The 21,863-nt window shown below is 57.0% G+C and carries 18 protein-coding genes; 13 read left to right on the top strand and 5 right to left on the bottom strand.

All coding sequences use genetic code 11. The features are described from left to right. The first annotated feature begins 14 nt into the window (after positions 1–14). The 3 genes from H586_RS0100570 to H586_RS0100560 all read left to right on the top strand — a co-directional run bounded on the left by H586_RS0100570 (position 15) and on the right by H586_RS0100560 (position 4,142). Positions 15–2,144 carry a chemotaxis protein CheA gene (locus H586_RS0100570; protein ID WP_027181127.1) on the top strand — a complete coding sequence of 710 codons (2,130 nt, stop codon included), beginning with the start codon at positions 15–17 and terminating at the stop codon, positions 2,142–2,144. Positions 2,145–2,212: 68 nt separating this feature from the next. After that, entirely contained in the window at positions 2,213–3,064 is an 852-nt protein-coding gene (locus H586_RS0100565) for a CheR family methyltransferase (RefSeq protein WP_011368006.1), read from the top strand. A gap of 7 nt (positions 3,065–3,071) precedes the next feature. Further along, entirely contained in the window at positions 3,072–4,142 is a 1,071-nt protein-coding gene (locus H586_RS0100560) for a protein-glutamate methylesterase/protein-glutamine glutaminase (protein ID WP_027181126.1), read from the top strand. A 173-nt stretch (positions 4,143–4,315) separates the two neighbouring features. On the opposite strand, the gene H586_RS0100555 is transcribed toward H586_RS0100560, so the two are convergent. Beyond that, entirely contained in the window at positions 4,316–4,666 is a 351-nt protein-coding gene (locus H586_RS0100555; RefSeq protein ID WP_027181125.1) for a DUF190 domain-containing protein, read from the bottom strand. A gap of 36 nt (positions 4,667–4,702) precedes the next feature. Continuing rightward, a complete protein-coding gene (locus tag H586_RS0100550) occupies positions 4,703–5,077 on the bottom strand; it encodes a fluoride efflux transporter FluC (protein ID WP_027181124.1) in 375 nt (124 codons plus the stop codon). A gap of 20 nt (positions 5,078–5,097) precedes the next feature. Between H586_RS0100550 and H586_RS0100545 the strand changes: the two genes are divergently transcribed. From H586_RS0100545 to aat, 4 genes are all read left to right on the top strand, one after another. Further along, positions 5,098–5,748, top strand: coding sequence for a class IV adenylate cyclase (locus H586_RS0100545; protein WP_234702920.1), 651 nt, complete (start codon positions 5,098–5,100; stop codon positions 5,746–5,748). 64 nt (positions 5,749–5,812) lie between these two features. Next, on the top strand, positions 5,813–6,127 hold the full coding sequence (gene clpS, locus H586_RS0100540) for an ATP-dependent Clp protease adapter ClpS (RefSeq protein ID WP_011368001.1): 315 nt from the start codon (positions 5,813–5,815) through the stop codon (positions 6,125–6,127). 1 nt (position 6,128) lies between these two features. After that, positions 6,129–8,411 carry an ATP-dependent Clp protease ATP-binding subunit ClpA gene (gene clpA / locus H586_RS0100535; RefSeq protein WP_027181122.1) on the top strand — a complete coding sequence of 761 codons (2,283 nt, stop codon included), beginning with the start codon at positions 6,129–6,131 and terminating at the stop codon, positions 8,409–8,411. A 26-nt stretch (positions 8,412–8,437) separates the two neighbouring features. Continuing rightward, positions 8,438–9,184 carry a leucyl/phenylalanyl-tRNA--protein transferase gene (aat, locus tag H586_RS0100530; RefSeq protein ID WP_011367999.1) on the top strand — a complete coding sequence of 249 codons (747 nt, stop codon included), beginning with the start codon at positions 8,438–8,440 and terminating at the stop codon, positions 9,182–9,184. A 49-nt stretch (positions 9,185–9,233) separates the two neighbouring features. On the opposite strand, the gene H586_RS0100525 is transcribed toward aat, so the two are convergent. Continuing rightward, positions 9,234–9,719: a hypothetical protein gene (locus tag H586_RS0100525; protein WP_011367998.1), complete on the bottom strand. Its 486-nt coding sequence runs from the start codon at positions 9,717–9,719 to the stop codon at positions 9,234–9,236. A gap of 213 nt (positions 9,720–9,932) precedes the next feature. Between H586_RS0100525 and uvrB the strand changes: the two genes are divergently transcribed. Genes uvrB through H586_RS0100490 form a run of 6 tightly spaced genes read left to right on the top strand, consistent with a single transcriptional unit; the run spans position 9,933 to position 18,340 of the window. Further along, positions 9,933–11,981, top strand: coding sequence for an excinuclease ABC subunit UvrB (gene uvrB, locus H586_RS0100515; protein WP_027181121.1), 2,049 nt, complete (start codon positions 9,933–9,935; stop codon positions 11,979–11,981). A 32-nt stretch (positions 11,982–12,013) separates the two neighbouring features. Beyond that, positions 12,014–13,054 (top strand): potassium channel family protein, encoded by a 1,041-nt coding sequence (locus tag H586_RS0100510; RefSeq protein ID WP_011367996.1) that lies wholly within the window; start codon positions 12,014–12,016, stop codon positions 13,052–13,054. Positions 13,055–13,060: 6 nt separating this feature from the next. Continuing rightward, positions 13,061–13,792 (top strand): glycosyltransferase family 2 protein, encoded by a 732-nt coding sequence (locus H586_RS0100505; RefSeq protein WP_011367995.1) that lies wholly within the window; start codon positions 13,061–13,063, stop codon positions 13,790–13,792. Between the two features lie 29 nt (positions 13,793–13,821). Further along, on the top strand, positions 13,822–15,885 hold the full coding sequence (ligA, locus tag H586_RS0100500) for an NAD-dependent DNA ligase LigA (protein ID WP_234702925.1): 2,064 nt from the start codon (positions 13,822–13,824) through the stop codon (positions 15,883–15,885). A gap of 22 nt (positions 15,886–15,907) precedes the next feature. Further along, the gene (gene dapB / locus H586_RS0100495; RefSeq protein WP_027181119.1) at positions 15,908–16,687 is read left to right on the top strand and encodes a 4-hydroxy-tetrahydrodipicolinate reductase; all 780 of its coding nucleotides are present in this window, start codon (positions 15,908–15,910) and stop codon (positions 16,685–16,687) included. Then, positions 16,688–18,340 (top strand): NAD+ synthase, encoded by a 1,653-nt coding sequence (locus H586_RS0100490; protein WP_011367992.1) that lies wholly within the window; start codon positions 16,688–16,690, stop codon positions 18,338–18,340. 103 nt (positions 18,341–18,443) lie between these two features. Here the strand turns inward: H586_RS0100490 and H586_RS0100485 are convergent, their stop codons facing one another. Together H586_RS0100485 and H586_RS0100480 are read right to left on the bottom strand one after the other, a co-directional pair. Continuing rightward, positions 18,444–20,381: a molybdopterin-dependent oxidoreductase gene (locus H586_RS0100485; RefSeq protein ID WP_027181118.1), complete on the bottom strand. Its 1,938-nt coding sequence runs from the start codon at positions 20,379–20,381 to the stop codon at positions 18,444–18,446. A 4-nt stretch (positions 20,382–20,385) separates the two neighbouring features. Beyond that, the gene (locus H586_RS0100480; RefSeq protein ID WP_081701734.1) at positions 20,386–21,822 is read right to left on the bottom strand and encodes an RtcB family protein; all 1,437 of its coding nucleotides are present in this window, start codon (positions 21,820–21,822) and stop codon (positions 20,386–20,388) included. Between the last annotated feature and the right edge of the window lie 41 nt (positions 21,823–21,863).

The raw sequence follows: 21,863 nt of genomic DNA, 5'->3' as shown, positions 1-21,863 counted from the left end.
CAGCGGCAGAGTTCATGCAGGAGGATGGTGTGCAGCTGGACGTGAACAGTCAGGCTTTTATGGAAGAGGCTCAGGATCTGTTGACAGAACTTGAGTCTGCGCTGCTGGAGCTGGAAGAACAGCCCGGAGATACCGAACTGGTGGACCGGGTGTTCCGTGCCATGCACACTATCAAAGGCTCCGGCGCTATGTTCGGCTTTGACGATATAGCCGCCTTCACGCACGACGTGGAAAACATGTTCGACAGAGTGCGTAACAATGAACTGCAGCTGTCCAGAGAAATTCTTGATCTGACGCTGGCCTGCCGCGATCACATTGCATATCTGCTGCAATGCGCCAGCAGCGGCACACAGGTGGATCTGGAAAAAGGCAGTGCGCTTACCGCCAAGGTCCGGCTGATGCTGGGCGCAGGTGACCAGCAAGAGCCTGCAGACGCGGCTCCGGCTCAGACCGCCCAGTCTGCAGACAGCAGCTTTGATGAAGAAGACGGCAGCCGCAGGTTTACTTACCGAATACGCTTCAAACCAGCCCCCGATATCTTTCTTACCGGCAACAATCCGCTGCATCTCATAGAAGAGCTGCGCGATATGGGTATGCTGACCACATATGTACATACTTCCGCATTGCCTTCTCTGGCCGAACTTAATCCGGAATCCTGCTATCTGTGGTGGGACATGCTGCTGCATACCTCTGCCGGAGAGCAGGAAGTGCGCGATGTGTTCATGTTTGTGGAAGATGAATGCGAGCTGAGCGTGCAGGTTGTGGACAGCGGTGACAGGATTGATTCCGACGAGAAGTACAAGCTGATAGGTGAAATTCTTGTCGAGCGGGGTGACCTGAAGCCTGAAGACCTGCAGCGGGTGCTCAGCAGCAGACAGCCGATGGGCAAGCTGCTGCAGCAGGCCGGAGTGGTGAGTGAAGACAGTGTTGAGTCGGCGCTGCAGGAACAGCAGACAGTGCGGGACATGCAGCAGAAGCGGGAGGCTTCCTCGGAAGCCGCTTCCAGCATCCGCGTTGCCGCAAGCAAGCTTGACTATCTTGTCGATCTTGTAGGTGAACTTGTTATTGTGCAGTCTCAGATAGCGCAGATGGTGCATGAGCGTGAAGACGCCGATATGCTGGCACTGAGCGAAAATCTGGAACGGCTCAGCGATGAGCTTCGCGATGCCACGCTGGGTATCCGCATGCTGCCCATAGGTACCACCTTCAGCAAATTCCGCAGACTGGTGAGGGATCTTTCCGCTGACCTGGGCAAAGAAGTTGATCTGGTGACCTTTGGGGCAGAGACCGAACTGGATAAAACAGTCATTGAACGCCTGAGCGATCCTTTGGTGCACTGCCTGCGTAACAGTCTTGACCATGGTGTGGAACCACCGCAGCAGCGGGTGGCGGCCGGCAAACCCCGCAAGGGTACGATAACTCTGGGGGCTGCCCACTCCGGTGGTGAGGTGCTTATCACCATCAGCGATGACGGCAAAGGGCTGGACAGGGACAGGCTGCTGTCAAAGGCGGTGGAACGCGGTATTGTTGCGCCCGATGCCGAGCTTTCGGATAAAGAGATTTATGCTCTTATTTTTGCTGCCGGTTTTTCCACGGCAGAAAAAGTTACCAGTGTTTCTGGACGCGGGGTGGGCATGGATGTTGTCCGGCGTTCCATCGAAGAACTGCGCGGCACCATAGAGCTGACATCCGAACCGGGCATGTCCACGGTCATTACCATCAGGCTGCCGCTTACGCTGGCTATCATTGACGGCCTGCAGGTTCAGGTGGGTGAAGAAAGCTATGTGATTCCCCTCGCACCTGTTGAAGAGTGTGTCGAGCATTTCGGCACGGCAGACTCCGGCAGAAAGCAGATAATCAATCTGCGCGACGAGGTTGTACCCTATATTTCTCTGCGCAAGCTGTTTGACGTTTCTGGAACACCGCCGGAAATCGAACAGATAGTGGTTGTCAACGCGCTGGGCAGCCGGTTCGGTATCGTGGTGGACAGGGTGGTGGGCGAACACCAGACAGTTATTAAAAGTCTGGGCAAGGTATTCAAGAACGTCGAAGGTATTTCGGGGGCTACCATACGCGGAGACGGAACCATGGCGCTTATTCTGGACCTGCCCCGTCTGGTCCAGTCTGCGATTTCCGCCCGGTAGAGTTGCAGTTCCGGCAGCGCATCAGCCTGCTTTTGTTACGCGATTTCAACGGAGAGTGTGTCCGCATCATGGCAGCAACCACTGGAATAGCGCACCCACGCGTCATGTCCTCAAAATCATTTCAGAAGCTCAGCCAGTTTATCCACACGCAGGTCGGCATCAAGCTGCCGCAGGGCAAAAAGGTCATGCTGGAAGCGCGGCTGCAGAAGCGGTTGCGTGTGCTCGGAATGGATTCGTACGAAAGTTATGTGGATTTCCTGTTCACTGAAAAGGGGCAGCAGAGCGAGTTGCGGCCTTTGATAGATGTGGTTACCACAAACACTACAGAATTTTTCCGCGAGCCGAAGCATTTTGAAATTCTTGTTCAGGACATACTGCCGGAATGGATGCGGCGCACGGGCGGACACAGGACGCTCAGACTGTGGAGTGCGGGATGTTCCTTCGGTATGGAACCCTATACACTATCCATGGTGATGCACGAGTTTGCAGGGTGGAACAAGTCGTTTTCGTTCAGCATACTGGCCACAGATATTTCAACGCGGGCTTTGCAGCATGCAGCACGCGGCGTGTACGAACAGGACAAGATAGGCAGCATTCCGCAGCAGTTTCGTAAAAAATACCTGCTGCGGAGCAAAGACCCGAATAAAGCGCTTGTCCGTATGGGGCCGGAACTACGGCAGACTATTGATTTCAGGCGCCTGAATTTTATGGAAGAGTTTTCTTTCGATAAAGAGCTTGATATTATTTTTTGCCGTAATGTCATAATTTATTTTGATAAACCGACTCAGGAGCGCCTGTTCCGTCAGTTCTGCCGCTGTCTGCAAAAAGATGGCCACCTATTCATCGGTCATTCCGAAAGCCTGTCAGGAATGGCTCTTCCGCTGGAGCAGATTGCCCCGACCGTCTACAGGAGAGTGTAGGAACACCATGGCACGACGCATCAAGGTTCTTATTGTTGATGATTCAGCCCTTGTCCGGCAGACGCTTACCGATATCTTTTCTGCCGATCCAGAACTGGAAGTGGTGGGAACTGCCTCTGACCCCTTTGTAGCTGTCAAACGCATGGAAACGGTGGTGCCCGATGTTATTCTGCTGGATGTGGCCATGCCACGCATGGACGGGCTGACCTTTCTGCGCAAGATAATGAGTCAGCATCCCATTCCGGTGGTTATCTGTTCTGCCGTGACGGAGCAGGGAGCCGAAGCCTCCTTTAAGGCCATGGAATACGGCGCCGTTGAAATTATTCAGAAGCCGAAAGTCAGTACCAAGCAGTTTCTCGAAGAATCCAGCATAAGAATATGCGACGCAGTCAAGGCCGCTGCCCGCGCCCAGTTGCGCAAGCTGGCGGCAAAGCGTTTTGAAGTTACCCCCAAGCTGTCGGCCGATGCCATGCTGCCGGCCAATGCCGGAAGGTCCGTCGTGCAGCGAACGGAAAAGGTTGTGGTTGTGGGGGCCTCCACAGGCGGAACCGAAGCTCTGCGGGTTCTGCTGGAAGCCATGCCGCCGGACTGTCCGCCCATTGCCATTGTGCAGCATATGCCTGAACATTTTACCGCGGCATTTGCCGGCAGACTCAATTCCACCTGCCGCATACAGGTGAAGGAAGCTTCTGACGGTGATGTGATGCAGAGAGGACAGGCGCTTATTGCTCCCGGCAATCTGCATCTGCTGCTAAAGCGTTCGGGCAGCCGTTACTATGTGGAGACCAAGGAAGGTCCGCTTGTGCGGCGGCATCGTCCTTCCGTGGATGTGCTGTTCCGCTCCGCGGCCCGCTATGCGGGAAACAATGCCGTGGCAGCCATTATGACCGGCATGGGGGATGACGGCGCCGCAGGCATGAAAGAGCTGCATGAAACCGGCGCCTATACCATTGCGCAGGACGAAGCTACCTGTGTGGTGTACGGTATGCCGCATGAAGCCGTGAAGCTGGGCGGGGTGGATGCCGTTCTGCCGCTGGGAGCACTGGCTGCGGCGATTGTTAAAGCCTGCAACAGCTGAAAATCTGCTGCGGCAGCACACCATGTCCATGTGTGTTGTCAATTTCTTACGGAATTATTGTCTTTTCTGATACCTTGCGGCTGCAAGATTTTTTTGAACCGGCGCATGGTGGCTGTTGTTTTCCGTTCATTTTGTTGTTTTCTGTACAGTGAGGCTGCCGGTTTTCTCCGGCGTCATTCCTTGTGTCCGTCGTTGTGCCGGTAAAAGATAACCTGAACCGGTTCCAGAGTGACCAGCCCTTCACGCATGAGACTGTCTACCTGCGGTAGAAACGCATCGATTTTTTTCCGGGAATCAATAATTTCAATGACCAGCGGCAGGTCTTCGGAAAGGCGCAGTACCTTGAGGGTGTGTACGCGGCTGTTGGCGCCGAATCCGGAAATGCCGCGCAGCACCGTGGCCCCGGCAAGTCCGGCATGGCGGGCTTTTTCAACCAGCAGTTCATACAGCGGCCTGCCGTCGGATGTGTCGTTTTCACCGGTATAAATGCATAGCCTTGCGGCGTCTTTCGGGGGGGTATGCATAGTGTCTCCTGTGGTTTTAAGGTAGCAGAAGGGTGTTCAGACAAGTTTGCCCAGATACAGGCCGGCCGCCAGCAGCAGGATGCCCAGCACTATCTGTCCCGTTATGTTCAGTGCCGCAAACAGCCATTGCGAGCTGTTGAGCAGCGCCACGCTTTCAAAGATGAATGTGGAGAACGTGGTGAAAGCCCCCATGAATCCGGTGAGGGCAATCATGCGGGCGGCCGGACCCAGAGTAAGTCTGCCTTCAAGAAATCCCCACACCAATCCGAAAAGAAAACAGCCTGTGATGTTGACGACGAACGTCCCCGCAGGGAAGGATGCACCGAAAAGGCGCTGCACGGCACCTGCCAGCGAGTAACGGCTCAGGCTGCCAAGTCCGCCGGCAATGGCTATAAGTAACAGTTTTTGCAAAATGAACCTCCGGTGATGGCATGCCGTTGCCGGTAACTGTGTACAGGGTGAATATGTCTTACGAGGTGGAACTGAAATATACCGGTGTCGACTTCACTGCTCTGCGTCCGCGGCTGCATCGGCTTGGCGGCGTCAGCCGCGGGCGCCATTGGGAACGTAATATCGTTTTTGATACTCCGCAACGTGATCTGAAGGCAACGGGAAGACTGTTGCGGCTGCGCTCGCAGCAGTGGGCGCAGCAGTACGGCAGGGACCGGCGCTGTGTGCTTACGCTCAAGGTGCCGCCGGCGCAACCGGTGCCTGATGATGTAAAAGTGTGGGATGAGCGCGAGACGACTGTTGCCGGCTTTGATTCCATGCGTGGCATTCTGGAAGGGCTTGGATACGAGGCCGCATTCCGGTACGATAAGATACGCGAAGAGTGGCTGTGCGCCGGGGTGACGGTATGCCTCGACACACTGGTGTTCGGTGATGTGGTTGAACTTGAGGGAGAGCGGGAGGCCATTTTCCGCCTGGCGGAGGCGCTGGGATTTTCCGGCTGTCAGGCCACCAGAGCAACCTATCACGACCTTAACAGGCAGTACCGCCTGACAGCCGGTCTTCCGCAGGATGATAATTTTCATTTTCCCGATGACGAAGCGGCCTTGTCTCTGCTGGGCAGTATCGCCTGACCGTGGCCTCGACATCTGTGAACGTGACACTATACTGCTTTCTACGGGAGGCACGGAACAACCTATGAGTGACCGTAAGCTGTCCACCAGAGAGGACGCCGATGTCCTGCTGGAGGAGGAACTTAAAGAGCCGCGCCGGTTCAGGGTGCTGCTGCATAATGATGACTATACGTCCATGGATTTTGTTGTGGCCGTACTGATTGATATTTTTCGTAAAAGCCGCGAGCAGGCCATGTCGATAATGCTCAGCGTGCATGAAAAGGGTATAGGCGTGTGCGGCGTCTACACAGCCGAAGTAGCAGAAACCAAAGTAGCCATGGTACATGCCCGTGCCCGGGCCGAAGGTTTTCCGCTCCGGTGCAGCATGGAAGAGGTGTAATATGATCGGCAAGAGGCTTGAAGCCGTTTTATCCGTCGCGGTAAGCGAAGTGAAGGCGAGAAACCATGAGTATCTCACCCTTGAGCATGTGCTGTATGCCATGACGCTGGAACCGCAGGGCATTTATATACTGGAAGGCTGCGGGGCCGATGCCGAGAATCTGCGCAAGCGGTTAGAGATTTTTTTTGATTCTCATCTTGAATCGCTTCCGGAAGAGACCCCCACAGAGGTTGTGCAGACGATGGGGGTGCAGCGCGTGTTGCAGCGGGCCGTCATGCAGATGCAGTCATCCGGCAAAAATGCGGTGGAGCTGGGCGATGTGCTGGCCGCCATGTTTGAAGAGGAAGACTCTTATGCGCTGTATTTTTTGAGGGCGCAGGGGGTGGCGCGGCTCGACGTGCTGGAATTCATTTCGCACGGCATGGGAGACTGGTCCGACGGAGAACCTGAACCGGCAGCGCAGACTGCGGATGGCGGCGAACGGCAGGGCAGAGCTTCTGCTCTTGATCAGTTTACCGTCAATCTGACAGCGCGGGCCCGTGACGGGCTGATTGATCCTCTTATCGGCCGGTCTGCCGAGCTGGAGCGCACAGTGCAGGTGCTTGCCCGCCGCAGAAAGAATAATCCGCTTTTTGTGGGAGACCCCGGCGTGGGCAAGACAGCCATAGCCGAGGGGCTGGCTTTGCGCATTGCGGATGGCGATGTGCCCGAAAGCTTTGCCGATGCCGAAATATTCGCGCTGGATATGGGAACCTTGCTGGCGGGGACAAAATACCGGGGTGATTTCGAGGCCCGGCTTAAAGCGGTTATCAAGGATTTGTCGGCAATTCCTGAAGCCATTTTGTTTATTGATGAAATACATACCATTGTGGGAGCGGGAGCCACCAGCGGCGGTTCAATGGATGCTTCGAACATCCTCAAACCGGTGCTGGCATCGGGTGGTATACGCTGTATCGGCTCCACGACATACGAGGAATACCGCAACCACTTTGAAAAAGACCGTGCGCTTTCGCGGCGGTTTCAGAAAATCGACGTGCAGGAACCTTCGCAGGATGAGTGCCTTGAAATTCTCAAGGGATTGCGTCCGTATTACGAAGAGTTTCACGAAGTGCGTTACACTCAGCCTGCACTCAAGGCGGCGGTGGAACTTTCCAGCCGGTACCTGCAGGACAGGTTTCTGCCTGATAAAGCCATAGATGTCATTGATGAGGCGGGTGCCGTATACAAGCTGGGCGCACACGGGCGCAAGCGCAACACCATTACCGTGAGCGATATTGAGCGTGTTATTTCCCGTATGGCGCAGATTCCCGCACAACGGGTCAGTGTTTCGGACAGGGGCAGGCTGGAACGGCTGGAAGAAGACCTGCATTCCGTTGTCTTTGGCCAGCAGGCTGCGGTGGACAGTGTTACCAAAGCCATCCTGCGGTCACGCGCAGGTCTTTCCAGTCCCGAGCGTCCCACCGGCAGTTTCCTTTTTTATGGTCCCACCGGGGTGGGCAAGACAGAGCTTGCCAAACAGCTGGCTGCTACTCTGGGGGTCAGCTTCATACGCTTTGACATGAGCGAGTATATGGAAAAACACGCCGTGGCCAGGCTTATCGGGGCTCCTCCGGGCTATGTGGGGTTTGATCAGGGAGGGCTGCTTACAGAAGCCGTGCGCAAGACACCTCATGCCGTGGTGCTGCTTGACGAGATTGAAAAAGCACACCCCGATATGTTCAACATTTTGCTGCAGGTAATGGATTACGCCAAACTGACGGATAATACCGGACGCAAAGCCGATTTCCGTAATGTCATTCTTATTATGACCTCCAATGCCGGAGCACAGGAAATGGCGGCCAAAACCATCGGCTTCGGCGACAGTGCCGGGCAGGATATGGCGGCAAAGGGGCTGAAGGCCGTGGAAAAGCTGTTCAGCCCTGAATTCCGTAACCGGCTTGATGCCCTCGTTCCGTTCAGTAATCTTTCCCGCGAAGTGATGCTGAAAATTGTAGAAAAATTCATAAGTGAGCTGCAAAGACAGATGAAGGACAGGCGGGTGACCATCCATCTTTCGGACAAAGCCCGCGAACGTCTGGCGGAGAAAGGATATGATCCCGCTTTCGGCGCCCGGCCCATGGGACGCATCATCAGAACAGGCATTGAGGACGTGCTTGCCCGTGAGGTGCTGTTCGGCAGGCTGCAGAAAGGCGGCGCAGTGCGGATAGGAGTCCGCAAGCCGGCAGCGCACGGAACGGATGATGACCTCGGGCTCACGTTCAGATTCGAGGCTTCCGCCTCGTAGCGGTACGGACCCGGGCAGGAGTCTGCATGCACCTTTACGCACTGTCTGAAAAGCTGGAGTTTCCCGACCCGCAGACGGCATCGTCGGAAGGGCTGCTGGCCATAGGGGGCGACCTCAGTGTCGCCCGGCTGGTCACTGCCTACGCAAACGGTATCTTTCCGTGGTACGATGATGACACCCCCATCCTGTGGTGGTCGCCCGACCCGCGGTGCGTGTTGTATCCTTCGCAGCTGCATGTGCCTGCAAGCCTGCGCAGGCGTATCAACTCCGGGCAGTTTGAAGTGACGCTCGATACCGCTTTTGAGGCGGTTATACATGCCTGTGCCGACGCTGCGCGTCCCGGGCAGAGCGGAACATGGATTGTAGATGAGATGATAGACGCCTATATGAATCTGCACGAGGCCGGTGTGGCGCATTCTGTGGAGGTATGGAGCCGCGGTGCGGGTGATGGGCGCGTGCTGGCCGGCGGGCTGTATGGTGTAGCGTTGGGTGGCGTTTTTTACGGCGAGTCAATGTTCTACCGCCGCACTGATGCTTCAAAGGTGGCGGTGGTGTGGCTTGTGCGCCTGCTTGAATTCTGGGGATACCGCGTTGTGGATTGTCAGCAGACTACGACACATATGCTGCGCTTTGGCGCGCAGGAGGTGTCCCGGGCATGTTTTCTGGAAGAGCTTGACCGCGCGCTGCGGATGCCTTTGCGGGCGGGCAGGTGGCAGATACCCGATGGATTCCGCCCGTTGCGGCGCGCGACGCTGCCGGATGAGAATCAGTGAGCTGTAACGCCCGCCGGTATGCCGGCGGGCGTTTTTGATGTGAAAAGGATCAGATGTTTTCGCCCACCAGAGGTTCATGCTGGGCCAGATCATAAAAGCCCTGTATGCCGAACGGCAGAGTGTAGTTACGTACCCTGCTGAAGTGGATGAAACCAAGCGTTTTGCCTTCGGGGATGTCTGAAAGAGCCGTGACCCCCTGCGGGATGGGCAGCGAAAGCGGGCACGCACTGATGCAGGTCAGTCTGGTTGCGTATCTGTCCCTGAGATATTCGACCACACGGTCTCTTTCGTCAGGAGTGAACGCCTCGGCCAGCATGCGTTTTACACCCTCCGGCGAGCCGGGGTTTTCCGGGTCGAGCGGCGGACCGATAAGGTTCTGCCACGGATAGTCAGCCACGTTTTCAATGCTGGCACCGGTTTTGAAAAGGTGGGCTTCAACATCTCTGCGGCCCTTGAAGGTACGGATGGTGATGCTGACAACGTGAATGCGTTCTATAGGCTCATTCCCTTCGGCGGGAACTATGCTTACTTCCATGGAAAACTCCCGGTATGGTATGAAATCGCTCAGTTTATGAAATATTTCTTTTCCTTTGTTCTAGGGGATTTTCCCGCCGGTGTGAAGTGGGTTGCGTATTTACGGAACCGGCAGGACAGGCTAAATACCTATGTTTGCAGCAGGCGGATGCGGTGCCGGATGTCCGGCGGGTACAGGGCCGCTGCGGTTCTTTTTTGATTTTCAGGATGAATCATGCAGGATAGCGTTTTCCGGATAGAGTCGGAGTATGTGCCCAGAGGCGACCAGCCGGAGGCCATCACCCAGTTGAGTGACAACATCAGAGCCGGAGTGGCTCATCAGGTACTGCTGGGGGTGACCGGTTCTGGCAAGACGTTCACCATGGCGCATACCATAGAACGCTGCCAGCGTCCCGCGCTGATTCTTGCTCCCAACAAGACGCTGGCCGCACAGCTGTATAACGAATTCCGCGCGCTGTTTCCGCATAATGCCGTGGAATATTTCGTCAGCTATTATGACTACTACCAGCCGGAAGCCTATGTGCCGACTTCCGACACCTATATAGAAAAAGACTCTTCCATCAACGACAATATAGACAAGCTGCGCCATGCCGCAACGCACGCCCTGCTTACACGACGGGATGTGATCATCATCGCTTCGGTTTCCTGCATCTACGGGCTGGGGTCTCCGGAATACTATGCAAAGATGGTCATACCTGTGGAAGCCGGCCAGCACATGAGCATGGACAGCCTGATAGGCAGACTTGTCGATGTGCAGTACGAGCGCAACGACTATGATTTTCACCGCGGTACATTCCGTGTCCGGGGAGACGTGCTGGAAGTCATTCCCGCCTATCACCACGAGCGGGCGCTGCGGCTGGAGTTTTTCGGCGACGAAATTGATTCCATAAAAGAAATCGACCCGTTGACCGGCAATGTGCTGGGCGATGTGGGCAAAACGGTGATTTATCCTGCAAGCCACTATGTTTCCGACAGAGACAACCTGAACAGAGCCGTCTCCGATATTCGGGAAGAACTGCGTCTACGGCTGGAAGAATACCGGCAGGGGAACAGACTGGTGGAGGCGCAGCGACTCGAACAGCGAACAATGCTTGATCTTGAAATGATTGAGGAAATGGGCTACTGCACCGGTATTGAAAACTATTCCCGCCATCTGGACGGCCGCACGGCGGGAGAGCCTCCGGCGTGTCTGCTTGATTATTTTCCCGATAATTTCATTCTGTTCGTGGATGAATCGCACATTACCGTTTCACAGGTGGGCGCCATGTACAAAGGCGACCGGTCGCGCAAGCAGACGCTGGTTGATTTCGGCTTCCGCCTGCCTTCCGCGCTGGATAACCGTCCGCTGGAGTTCAGCGAATTTGAAAAGCGGCTCAATCAGGTTGTCTATGTTTCGGCCACACCGTCCAGATGGGAGCTTGACCGGTCCGAGGGCATTGTTGTCGAGCAGATTATCCGGCCCACAGGTCTGCTTGATCCGCTGACTGAAGTGCGGCCGACCAAAGGCCAGATGGAAGACCTGATGACCGAGTGCCGCTCCAGAACGGCACGGGATGAGCGGGTGCTTGTAACCACGCTGACCAAGCGCATGGCGGAGGACCTGACAGAATACCTGACATCCATGGGCGTGAGTGCGCGGTATCTGCATTCCGACATCGATACCATGGAGCGCATGGCTATTATTCAGGCGCTGCGTCGTAAAGAATTTGATGTGCTTGTGGGTATTAACCTGCTGCGTGAAGGTCTTGATATTCCGGAAGTTTCTCTGGTGGCCATTCTGGATGCCGACAAAGAGGGCTTTTTGCGCTCCACCGGATCGCTTATTCAGACATTCGGCCGCGCCGCGCGCAATGTGGACGGCCGCGTTATCATGTATGCCGACAGCGTGACACGTTCCATGGCGGCGGCCATGCAGGAAACGGAACGCAGACGTGAAAAGCAGCGCCTGTTTAACGAGGAGCACGGCATAGAGCCTGTGAGCGTCCGTAAATCGCTTGAGACGCCGTTTGACACGCTGTATTCCGATGCCCGGTCTGCTGCTGCCAAAGGCAGGGGCAAGGGCAGAGGACGGCAGGCTGCACCGGCCCAGACCGCTGCGGAGGACACCACGGCGTACGGCATCAGCGCAGAGGAACTGGGCGGTCTTATCCAGCGTCTTGAACGCGAGATGCGGGAATCGGCGCGCGATCTTGAATTTGAAAAGGCAGCTGAACTGCGCGACAGAATACGTATGCTGCGCGAACGGCTGCTGCAGCAGGATTGAGCTTTTCTGAATCTTTATACGGAACACAGTGCATGGACGAGAAGACGTTACGTGTGCGTATAATACGCCTCCGCAACAGGGTAGGGACATTCTGGCCGCTGGTGTTCAGCCAGCTGACCATGTTTCTGGTCTTTTTTGCGGCGGTGTTCTCATATATGCACATCGAGGGCTGGGATTTCTGGGACAGCTGCTACATGGTGGTTATCACGCTGTCCACGGTTGGCTTTCAGGAAGTACATCCCATGTCCACGCAGGGACGTATTCTGACCACATTGCTTATTCTGACCGGTGTGGGCAACTTTGCGTTCATTCTCGGGGCGTTTTCGCAGATGCTTGTGGAAGGTAAATTATTTAAGGCTTTCGGGAGGCGCAGGGTGCTCAAAGCCATAGCCAGACTCAAAGGGCACAGTATTGTTTGCGGTTACGGCAGAATAGGCCGGGTGGTGGCGGAAGAGATCATGCATGAAGGCGGCTCGGTGGTGGTCATCGAACAGAACCCTGAAAGTGTGACGCAACTGGATGAAAAAGGCATTCTGCACATCGCAGGCGACGCCACATCCGACCAGGTTCTTGAAGAGGCCAATATCCGCAATGCGACCAACCTGATAGCCGCGCTGGAGCTGGACTCTGCCAATGTCTATGTGGTTCTCAGCGCCCGTCAGTTTAACCCCGACCTGCACATAGTGGCCCGTGCCGGAGCGGAGTCGCACATAAGCAAGCTGATGCAGGCAGGCGCCAACAAGGTGCTGCTGCCGCATCGCATAGGCGGTCTGCGCATGGCGCAGTCAGTGCTGCGTCCCACCGTTACAAGCTTTGTCGAGCTGACCCAGCGCGGCGGCAAAATGGATATCCAGATGGAGGAACTGCTGATCACGGCATCTTCCGGGCTTGTGGGCAAAGCACTGATGGATTCCGGCATCCGCGCGCGGTTCAATCTTATTGTCATTGCAGTGAAAGATGTGGACGGCACCATGCATTTCAATCCTGCTTCCGATTTTGTCATCAATGCGGGACATACGCTTATCGTGGTCGGTTCAGAAGATAATCTTGCGTCGTTTCAGGAGATTTTGTAGCACGCCATGCGCATTGCGGCTGTTATACTGCACTATGGCAACCCGCAGCTGACCATGCGTCTGCAGCAGCAGATGCTGGCGGCCGATCCGCAGCGGGCGGCGGATATCATGGTACTGGACAACTGCGCACCGGAACCGTTTTGCGGCGCATGGCAGCGGACCTCTGAAAACCTGTACTGGGCGGGGGCGCTGGAATACACTCTTGCGTCTGTCATGGGGCTCGGCTACACGCACCTGTGGTTTTTGAACAACGATATCATGTTTGACACGCGCCCGCCGCTGCTGGCGCGGGCGGAAGCCCGTATGGCCCGCATGCAGCGGCGTACCGGTGCTATAGGGGTGTGGGCGCCTGCCGTGGTGCGCAGCCCTTACCATGAGCATATGGTTGCCGACCCCCGTTACCAGTTCCGGCGGGTTGCGTATGTAGACGGTATCGCACCGGTTATCAGCATTGACTGCTGGCGGCAGACCGGCGGCGTGGACTATGCCGGCAACCCCTACGGATACGGGGTGGATATCTGGTTTTCGCTTTGCGCACACCGTGCGGGTTGGGCGGTGGTGGTGGACAACGGCATTGTTGTGCAGCACGCATATCATTCCACGGCCAGAACAGTGAGCGGTTTTTTAGAGACGGCGGCGCGGGCGGAAAATGAATACCTTACCGCCCGGCTTGGCCCGCAATACAACGAGCTGCTTCAGGATATGAAGCGGCAGTGGACAGACGAGGAGCACCTGTGAAGCAGGATTCGGCCAAGGTTGAACAGCGCATGGAAGAACTGCGCACTTTGCTGGAGTATCACGGTCACCGGTACTACGTGATGGATGAGCCCGAAATATCCGATGCGGAGTACGATGCCCTTTTCAGGGAACTGGTGCGGCTGGAGGAGGAACACCCTGAGCATATCCATCCGGGGTCGCCCACGCATAAGGTTGGCGGGCAGATACTAGACGGACTGAAGCCCCGTGAGCACTCCCTGCGCATGTACAGTCTGGATAACGCATTCGGTATTGAAGAGTTCCGCGAATTTGTCGAGCGCGTTGTCCGGCTGGAACCTGATGCTCCGCTTGAATTCTGGGTTGACCCCAAAATGGACGGGTTGGCCATGGAACTTGTTTATGAAAATGGAGTGTTTTCGCTGGCTGTGACCCGCGGAGACGGCAGCATGGGGGAAGATGTGACCCACACCATGCGCACGGTACGCAATGTCCGCATGCGGCTGAATCCGGAAATTGAAGCACCCGTGCGGCTTGAAGTGCGTGGAGAGGTTATTATCACCCGCGCCGATTTTGAAGCGCTTAATGCGCGGCAGCAGCAGAAGGGGGGCAAACTGTTTGCCAACCCCCGCAATGCCGCCGCAGGCTCTGTTCGCCAGCTGGATTCTTCCGTGGCGGCGGCGCGCCCTCTGCGTTTCATGGCATATGGCGTGGGGCAGGTTGTCTGGGCGGACGGCAGACAGCGCTGGCGGACCCAATATGACATAATGCGGGGACTGCAGGAGCTTGGGTTTGCCGTACCTTCTCAGGGCAGACTGTGCGCTGCGCCTGCAGATGTGGAAGCCGCTTTTACCGAGCTTTCTGCCGCGCGGCATGAACTGCCGTTTGAAATAGACGGCGTAGTCGCCAAGCTGAACGACCTTGACCTGCAGGAGGCTCTGGGGTTTACGGCCAGGGCTCCTCGCTGGGCCATTGCGCTTAAATTTCCCGCGCATCAGGCGCGTACCCGCCTTAAGGACATCAGAATTCAGGTGGGGCGGACCGGTGTGATGACGCCTGTGGCCGAGCTTGAGCCGGTGACTGTGGGCGGGGTGACTGTTTCCAGCGCCACTTTGCATAATGAAGATGAAATACGTGCCAAGGGCCTTATGCTGGGCGATGTTGTCATTGTGCAGCGGGCGGGGGATGTGATTCCCGAAGTGGTACGCGCGGTGCCGGAAGAACGCACCGGAGCTGAACGTGAGTATGTTTTTCCTGCCGTGTGTCCTGTCTGCGGCAGTGCTGCCGTGCGCGGCGAAGGGGAGGCCGCCTGGCGCTGCACCAATATGCAGTGCCCTGCCGTGCGCAAGCAGGCAATCATTCATTTTGTTTCCAAGGCCGGTCTGGACATAGACGGAGTGGGTCGCAAGTGGATTGAGCAGCTGGTGGACAGCGGCAGGGTGGTTTCTCCGGCTGATCTTTTCCGCATTACGCGGGAGGACCTGCTGGGCATGGAGCGCATGGGCGAAAAACTGGCTTCCAATTTTATAGAGGCTTTTGATTCGGCACGTCACGAATCCACGCTCCAGCGTTTCATCTGCGCGCTGGGTATCCGCCATGTGGGTGAACAGACTGCCAGAACGCTTGCCGCCCGTTTCGGCAATATGGACGAACTGATGCGTGCCGATCAGGAGACATTGCAGTCTCTGCGTGATATCGGCGGCGAGGTGGCCGGTTCCATACGAGCTTTTTTTGCCAACGGGCAGAACAGGGAGCTTTTGCAGCAGTTCAAGAATCTTGGTCTGTGGCCCGAGGAGCAGCAGCCTGCAGGTGACAGCACGCCGGTGACACCGCTTGCGGGCAAAAAAATTCTTTTTACCGGTTCGCTGGTGCGTATGACACGCTCTGAAGCCAAAGCTATGGCAGAAAAAGCGGGGGCAGCCGTCATGAGCGGCGTTTCCGCCAGACTTGATATACTTGTGGCCGGAGACAAGCCCGGCAGCAAGCTGGAAAAAGCCCGTTCACTGGGAATAACGGTTCTGACGGAAGATGAATTCATCAGGCAGGCATCAGAGTCTGAAGAAATTTCCGGACAGGCTGCAGATGACTATGAAAACAGTCTGCTGCGCGTGCAGTAGGCGCCAGAGCGAGGAGGACGTCATGAGTGTTTCCGTTATTGTGATGGGTGCCGGCGGGCGTATGGGCACAACCATTACCGGTATGGTGCGTGCTGACGGAGAATGCCGTCTTGCCGGTGTGGTCGAACGCGAAGGCCGCCGTGAAGGACTGGAACATCTGGGCTGTCAGGTGGCCGGAACGCTGGAGGAACTGCTGCCCGGACTGCCCGATGCCGTGGTCATCGATTTTACCGCACCGGAAGCCAGCGTGCATAACGCGCGGGCGTGTGCGCGGCACGGCAGCGGGCTGGTCATCGGCACAACGGGTTTCACCGAAGAGCAGAAAGCCGAACTTGCGGATTGCGCATTGCAGACTCCCGTGTTCTGGGCTCCCAACATGAGTGTGGGGGTTAATGTGCTGCTGAAAATTCTGCCCCAGCTGGTAACGTTGCTGGGCGAACAGTATGATCTGGAAATGGTGGAACTGCACCACAACAAAAAGAAAGACTCTCCCAGCGGGACGGCACTGCGCCTTGCCGAATGTCTGGCGGAAGCCCGGAAATGGGATCTGGACACGGTGGCCAATTATCACCGTGAAGGTATCATCGGAGAACGTCCGCACGAGGAAATAGGCATTCAGACCATTCGCGGCGGAGATGTGGTCGGCGTACACACGGTCTATGCTCTGGGTCCCGGCGAGCGCATCGAAGTGACCCATCAGGCCCATTCGCGTGAAACCTTTGCAGCAGGGGCTATCCGTGCCGCAAAGTGGCTGGCGCAGAACAGACCCGGTAAACTGTATACCATGTCGGACATGCTGTAGATGCGTATCGCTCTGTTACAACTGAACCCCGTGGTGGGTGATCTTGCAGCCAATGCGTCTGCCATTGCCGGTGCGGTGCGAAGCGCCAGTGCAGGGGGTGCCCGGCTGTGCGTGACTTCCGAGCTGGCTTTGTGCGGGTATCCCCCCCGCGATCTTCTGCTGATGGACGAATTTATCTCCGCCTGCCGCGGCCATCTGGACAGGCTGGCGCAGGAGCTTGCGGATTGCTGTCCGGTGCTGGTCGGTGCTCCCGTGGCAGCAGCCGGCGATTATCCCGATACCGTGCGCAATGCGGCAGTGCTGCTGCGTGACGGCGTTGCGGAGGTTGCAGGCTCCAAGGTGCTGCTGCCCACGTATGATGTGTTCGACGAACGCCGGTATTTCACCCCGGGGCACCGGTGCGGTCTGGTCACCGTGGACGGATACCGTGTGGGCGTAAGCATCTGCGAAGATATATGGAATGACAAGGAGTACTGGGGAGAGCACAGACGCTATCCCCATGATCCCGTGGCGGAACTCGCCTCGGAAGGTGTGGACCTCTTGGTGAACCTTTCGGCTTCTCCGTTTTCGCTGGGCAAGCAGGCGCAACGTGAGTCCATGCTGGGTGCCGTGGCGGCGCGTATTGGTGTTCCCGTGGTGTATGTGAATCAGGTCGGCGGTAATGACGATCTGATTTTTGCGGGCAAAAGTATGGTGATGGGCGCCGACGGCACGTTGCTGGCCCGCGCTGCGGGGTTTGTTCCCGAGGTGTTGCTGGCGGATGCCTGCGCCGCGTCGGCCGGTGCTGTCGCACCTGACGCTCCGGAGCCCGAGGCCCAGATATGGCAGGCTCTGGTGCTGGGTACGCGCGACTATGCTGCCAAATGCGGCTTTAAAGGTGCGGTGCTGGGGCTTTCCGGTGGTATTGATTCGGCGTTGGTGGCCTGCATCGCCGCCGAAGCACTGGGGCCGGAAAATGTCCTCGGCGTGATGATGCCTTCTCCGTATTCCAGCAGAGGCAGTGTGGATGATTCGGTTGCACTGGTGCAAAATCTGGGCATACGCTCGCGCGTTGTGCCCATTGAACCGCTGATGCGCTCGTTTGATGCTGCTCTTTCTGAATCTTTTGCAGGGCTGGATGCCGATGTGACAGAAGAAAATATCCAGTCGCGTATCCGTGGCAATATTCTTATGGCCATGTCCAACAAATTCGGCAAAGTGCTGCTGACCACAGGTAACAAGTCCGAGCTGGCCGTGGGGTACTGCACCATTTACGGCGACATGGCAGGTGGGCTCGGCGTGATAGCCGACCTGCCCAAAACCATGGTGTACGCCGTGTGCCGTTGGCTTAACAGCGTCCGCGGTTTTGAAGTGATTCCCCGCGCTGTTCTGGAAAAGGCTCCTTCTGCGGAGCTGCGGCCCGACCAGAAGGACGTAGATTCGCTGCCTGACTATGCCGTTCTGGATGATGTGCTGGAACGGCATATCGTGCGGAAGCAGGGGATGGCCGCCATTGTGGCGGCGGGACACCATCCTGAAACGGTACGCCGCATCATCGGGCTTGTCCGGAGGGCGGAATTCAAACGGCGTCAGGCACCGCCCGGCCTCAAGGTCACTGACAGGGCGTTCGGTTCGGGCTGGCGCATGCCGGTGGCGGCCAGATATGCTTGCTGAGCTTGTGCTGCTTTTATCCCCGCTCCTTTCCGGAGCGGGGTTTTTTATTATTCGGTGCTGAACGGCATGCGCATTTCCATACCGAGCAGGGAAGAATTACATTTTATGCCTGCGGGTGCGGCGGCTCTGCCTGCAACTTTTTGATAGCGGCTTTCTGGCTGTAGAAGGCCGCGCCTTCTCCGGCATCTGTAACCAGCGGGGCTGTAAGCCCGTTGGCCCCCCAGCCGCGGCTGACCCAGCCACCGCGCCGCAACCGCACGGCGGAAGGATGAATAGCGGGATCAAAGCGGACGGTGACCTGCATCTGGCCGCCGGGTGTGCAAAGTAAAGCAGCTTCGCCGTCTGCGATGCCCGCCGCCTGTGCCGCGCAAGGCGCTGCGGCAAGTTCCGGCAGGCCCTGTTGCATCCCGGCAGGAATCTGTGAATGCAGTGTGTTGCGGCTTATGAGGGTCAGCAGGAAAAACGGGTAGTCTCCGGAATCTTCCTTGTCAGGTGAAAGTTCGGCGACACAATGGAACAGGCCATCCTGATGGTCTGTACGCATACCTTCATATGCGATGAACGGGTGTTCGGCGGTGGCGAATCCCTCCTGCCGCAGACGGGAAAGCGTTGTCTGCAGAAGCGGGGAATCAAGCGCGCGACGCAGGCATGTCTCTCTGTCCGGCAGACGCACCGGTTCAGAAAGCCTGCTGCCCAGCTCATCCAGTATGTCAAAGTCGTCGCGGCATTCACCGGGCGGCGGAAACACCGGTGCGCAGTAGTTTATCTGGTTGTGCATGAAGGATCCGACTATTTCTTCCCGTTCCAGCATCAGGCTGCACGGCAGAAGGACGTCTGCCAGTGCGGCTGTATCGTTCATAAATGCATCGAGGACAATAACAAATGCATGCCGGAGAGCCGCTGCTGTGGTGTGTGAATCAGGGCACTGGTTGACGAAATTGATGCCCCTGCACAGTACCAGCTCCACAGGGGGGGCTGCACCGGCAAGCTCCTGCCCTATGCGCGGCAGACTCAACCTGCGCGAAGGTTCCGGAAGATCCTGCATCCACTGGCGGTTGAAGTTCCGTGACGACGATATGTTGTAGAAAACACCGGCGCCGTTTTTTCCTATATGGCCGCTTATCATGGCAAGGGCATTTATGTGCCTGACGTTCTGGGCGCCGCGTATGTAGCGCTGCAGCCCCCATCCCAGCAGGGTTGATACAGCGGCATCCGTGTCGGCGTACCAGTCTGTCAGTTTTTCCAGAGCGGCGGTTGATACATCGCACGCCGTCAGCAGGGCGTGTTCATCCATGGCGTCAAGGCAGGCAAGGTATGCGTCTGCATTGGCAGAACAGCGTAAAAGGCGCTGACGGAAACCGGGGCGCGTCAGCAGTCGTCTGGCCGCCGCGGCGGCCAGAAAGCGGTCTGTACCCGGGCGTACTGTGATAACTTCGTCGGCATAGCCTGCGGCGCCTGACGGGCAGGGACTTATGAGCAGAACCTGTGTTCCCTTTTTTCTGGCTTCATTGACAATTTTTGCCAGATGAACCGACGAGCGTGAAATGTCGCGTCCCCAGTTTACAATGTGGTCTGCATTAAAAAGATCGTGGGGATGGTTCATATTCAGCGAACCGAAGTCAGCCTTGCACGCTTCGATACCTGTCTCGTCGCACAGCGAGCCGTGCGTGGCAGCCATACGCAGGCGGGCGGGCAGTTCTCCCGCGGCGTCGAAGAGAACTCCACGGGTTCCTGCACCCCGTATATGCAGCATTTTTTCCGGGGTGGCGCGCAGGGCATCTATTTTCGCGGCACATACAGACAGCGCTTCGTCCCACGAAGCTTTGCGGAGCGTACCGTTGCGGCGCACAAGAGGCGTTGTGATACGTTCGGACGATTGCAGGCGCTGTACGAAGTTTTTTCCTTTGCCGCAGATGAGCCCCTGAGTAAAAGGATGTGCCGGATTGCCCTGTATGGACAGGGTGCCGTCTTGCCGGGGTACGGCCACCATGGAGCAGCAGTCCGGACAGTCGAGTGTGCAGCCTGTTACGAGCTGTGTCATGTCGTTATCCTTTTATGCAGATCAGAGGGCGCAGTCTTGCCACTTTGCGGGCAATGCCTGTCGCGCAGGCCGTATCAGTCACATGGTCCACATCCTTATAGGCCAAGGGAGCCTCTTCCGCCAGCAGTTGCGGGCTGTGTGTTCTTACCGAGATTCCGGCATGCTTCAGTGCATCCATAAGACTGCGGGGTTGCTGGCGTTTGCGTGCCTGAGCGCGGCTGAGCAGTCTGCCGGCGCCGTGATTGGCCGAGTACATGCTGGCCTCTGCTCCCCGGGCGGCACATAATATCCATGATGCTGTGCCCATGCTGCCGCCCACAAGCACAGGCTGTCCCGTTGCATCGAACAGGGGGCCGAGGGCTGCATGGCCGGAAGGCAGAGCACGAGTGGCTCCTTTGCGGTGTACAAAAAGCCGTCTGCTCTGGCCCTCGATGACGTGGTGTTCTTCATTGCAGGTGTTGTGCGAAACATCATACAGCTGGGTGATACGGCAGGAGGGGAACAACCGCAGAAACGTTTTGCGCACCATGTGGGCAATGGTTTGCCTGTTAGCCAGCGCGCAGTTCCGGCCGGCTTTCATGGCGGCCAGATAGCGGCGGCCGAGGTCTGATGTCAGCGGGGCGTAAGCCAGAGAAGGATCCGGTGCGGGGTGGCCGTCGGGCAGGGCGTTTTGCATGGCTTTTATGTAGTCAGTGGCAATCTGGTGTCCTGTGCCCCGTGAGCCGCTGTGGATGCTGATGGCAATCTGGTTTTCTGCAAGACCGAAATGCGCCGCTGCAGCGGTATCGTGGATGCTGTCGACAATCTGGATTTCAAGATAATGGTTGCCTGACCCCAGAGTACCCAGCTGGCCGGTGAGTCTTTGCCGGGCTTCGGTCGAGACCTGTGCTGCATCAGCTCCGGCAACGCAGCCGTTTTCTTCTGTATGCCACAAGTCCTCCTTTTCGCCCATGCCGTTGCGTACGGCCCATGCGGCGCCTTCATGCAATATCTGTTTTATTTCGTATGCGTTAAGCGAAATATGACTGCTTCCTTTCAGCCCCGCTGGAATGGCACGGAACAGAGCGTCCGCAATTTCGCCGCGCCGCGCATACACTTCTGCGGCAGGTATATCTGTCAGCAGAGTGCGCACACCGCACCCGATGTCGTATCCCACACCGCCGGCGGAAATAATTCCTTCTTTACCGGCACAGAATCCGGCCACACACCCGATGGGAAATCCATAACCTGAGTGGGCATCGGGCATGCATATGACGGAACCGGCGACACCGGGCAGACTGGCTGCAGTTGTCAGCTGGTGTATTGTTTCCGTATCCATGACCGATATGAGAGCTTCCGAAGCAAAAATGTCCACGGGTACTCTCATGGTACCGACCGGGTAGATGCGCCAGCGGTTCTCCGCCTTTCTGACCGGCCGGATGTTCTGGTTGCGCGGGGACATACATGCTCCGTGAATAAAAAAAGGCCGGAGTGTTCCGGCCC

Origin of the sequence: Oleidesulfovibrio alaskensis DSM 16109, assembly GCF_000482745.1 — a bacterium.
Classification (GTDB): domain Bacteria; phylum Desulfobacterota; class Desulfovibrionia; order Desulfovibrionales; family Desulfovibrionaceae; genus Oleidesulfovibrio; species Oleidesulfovibrio alaskensis.
This window is presented reverse-complemented; position numbering and strand designations above follow the sequence as displayed.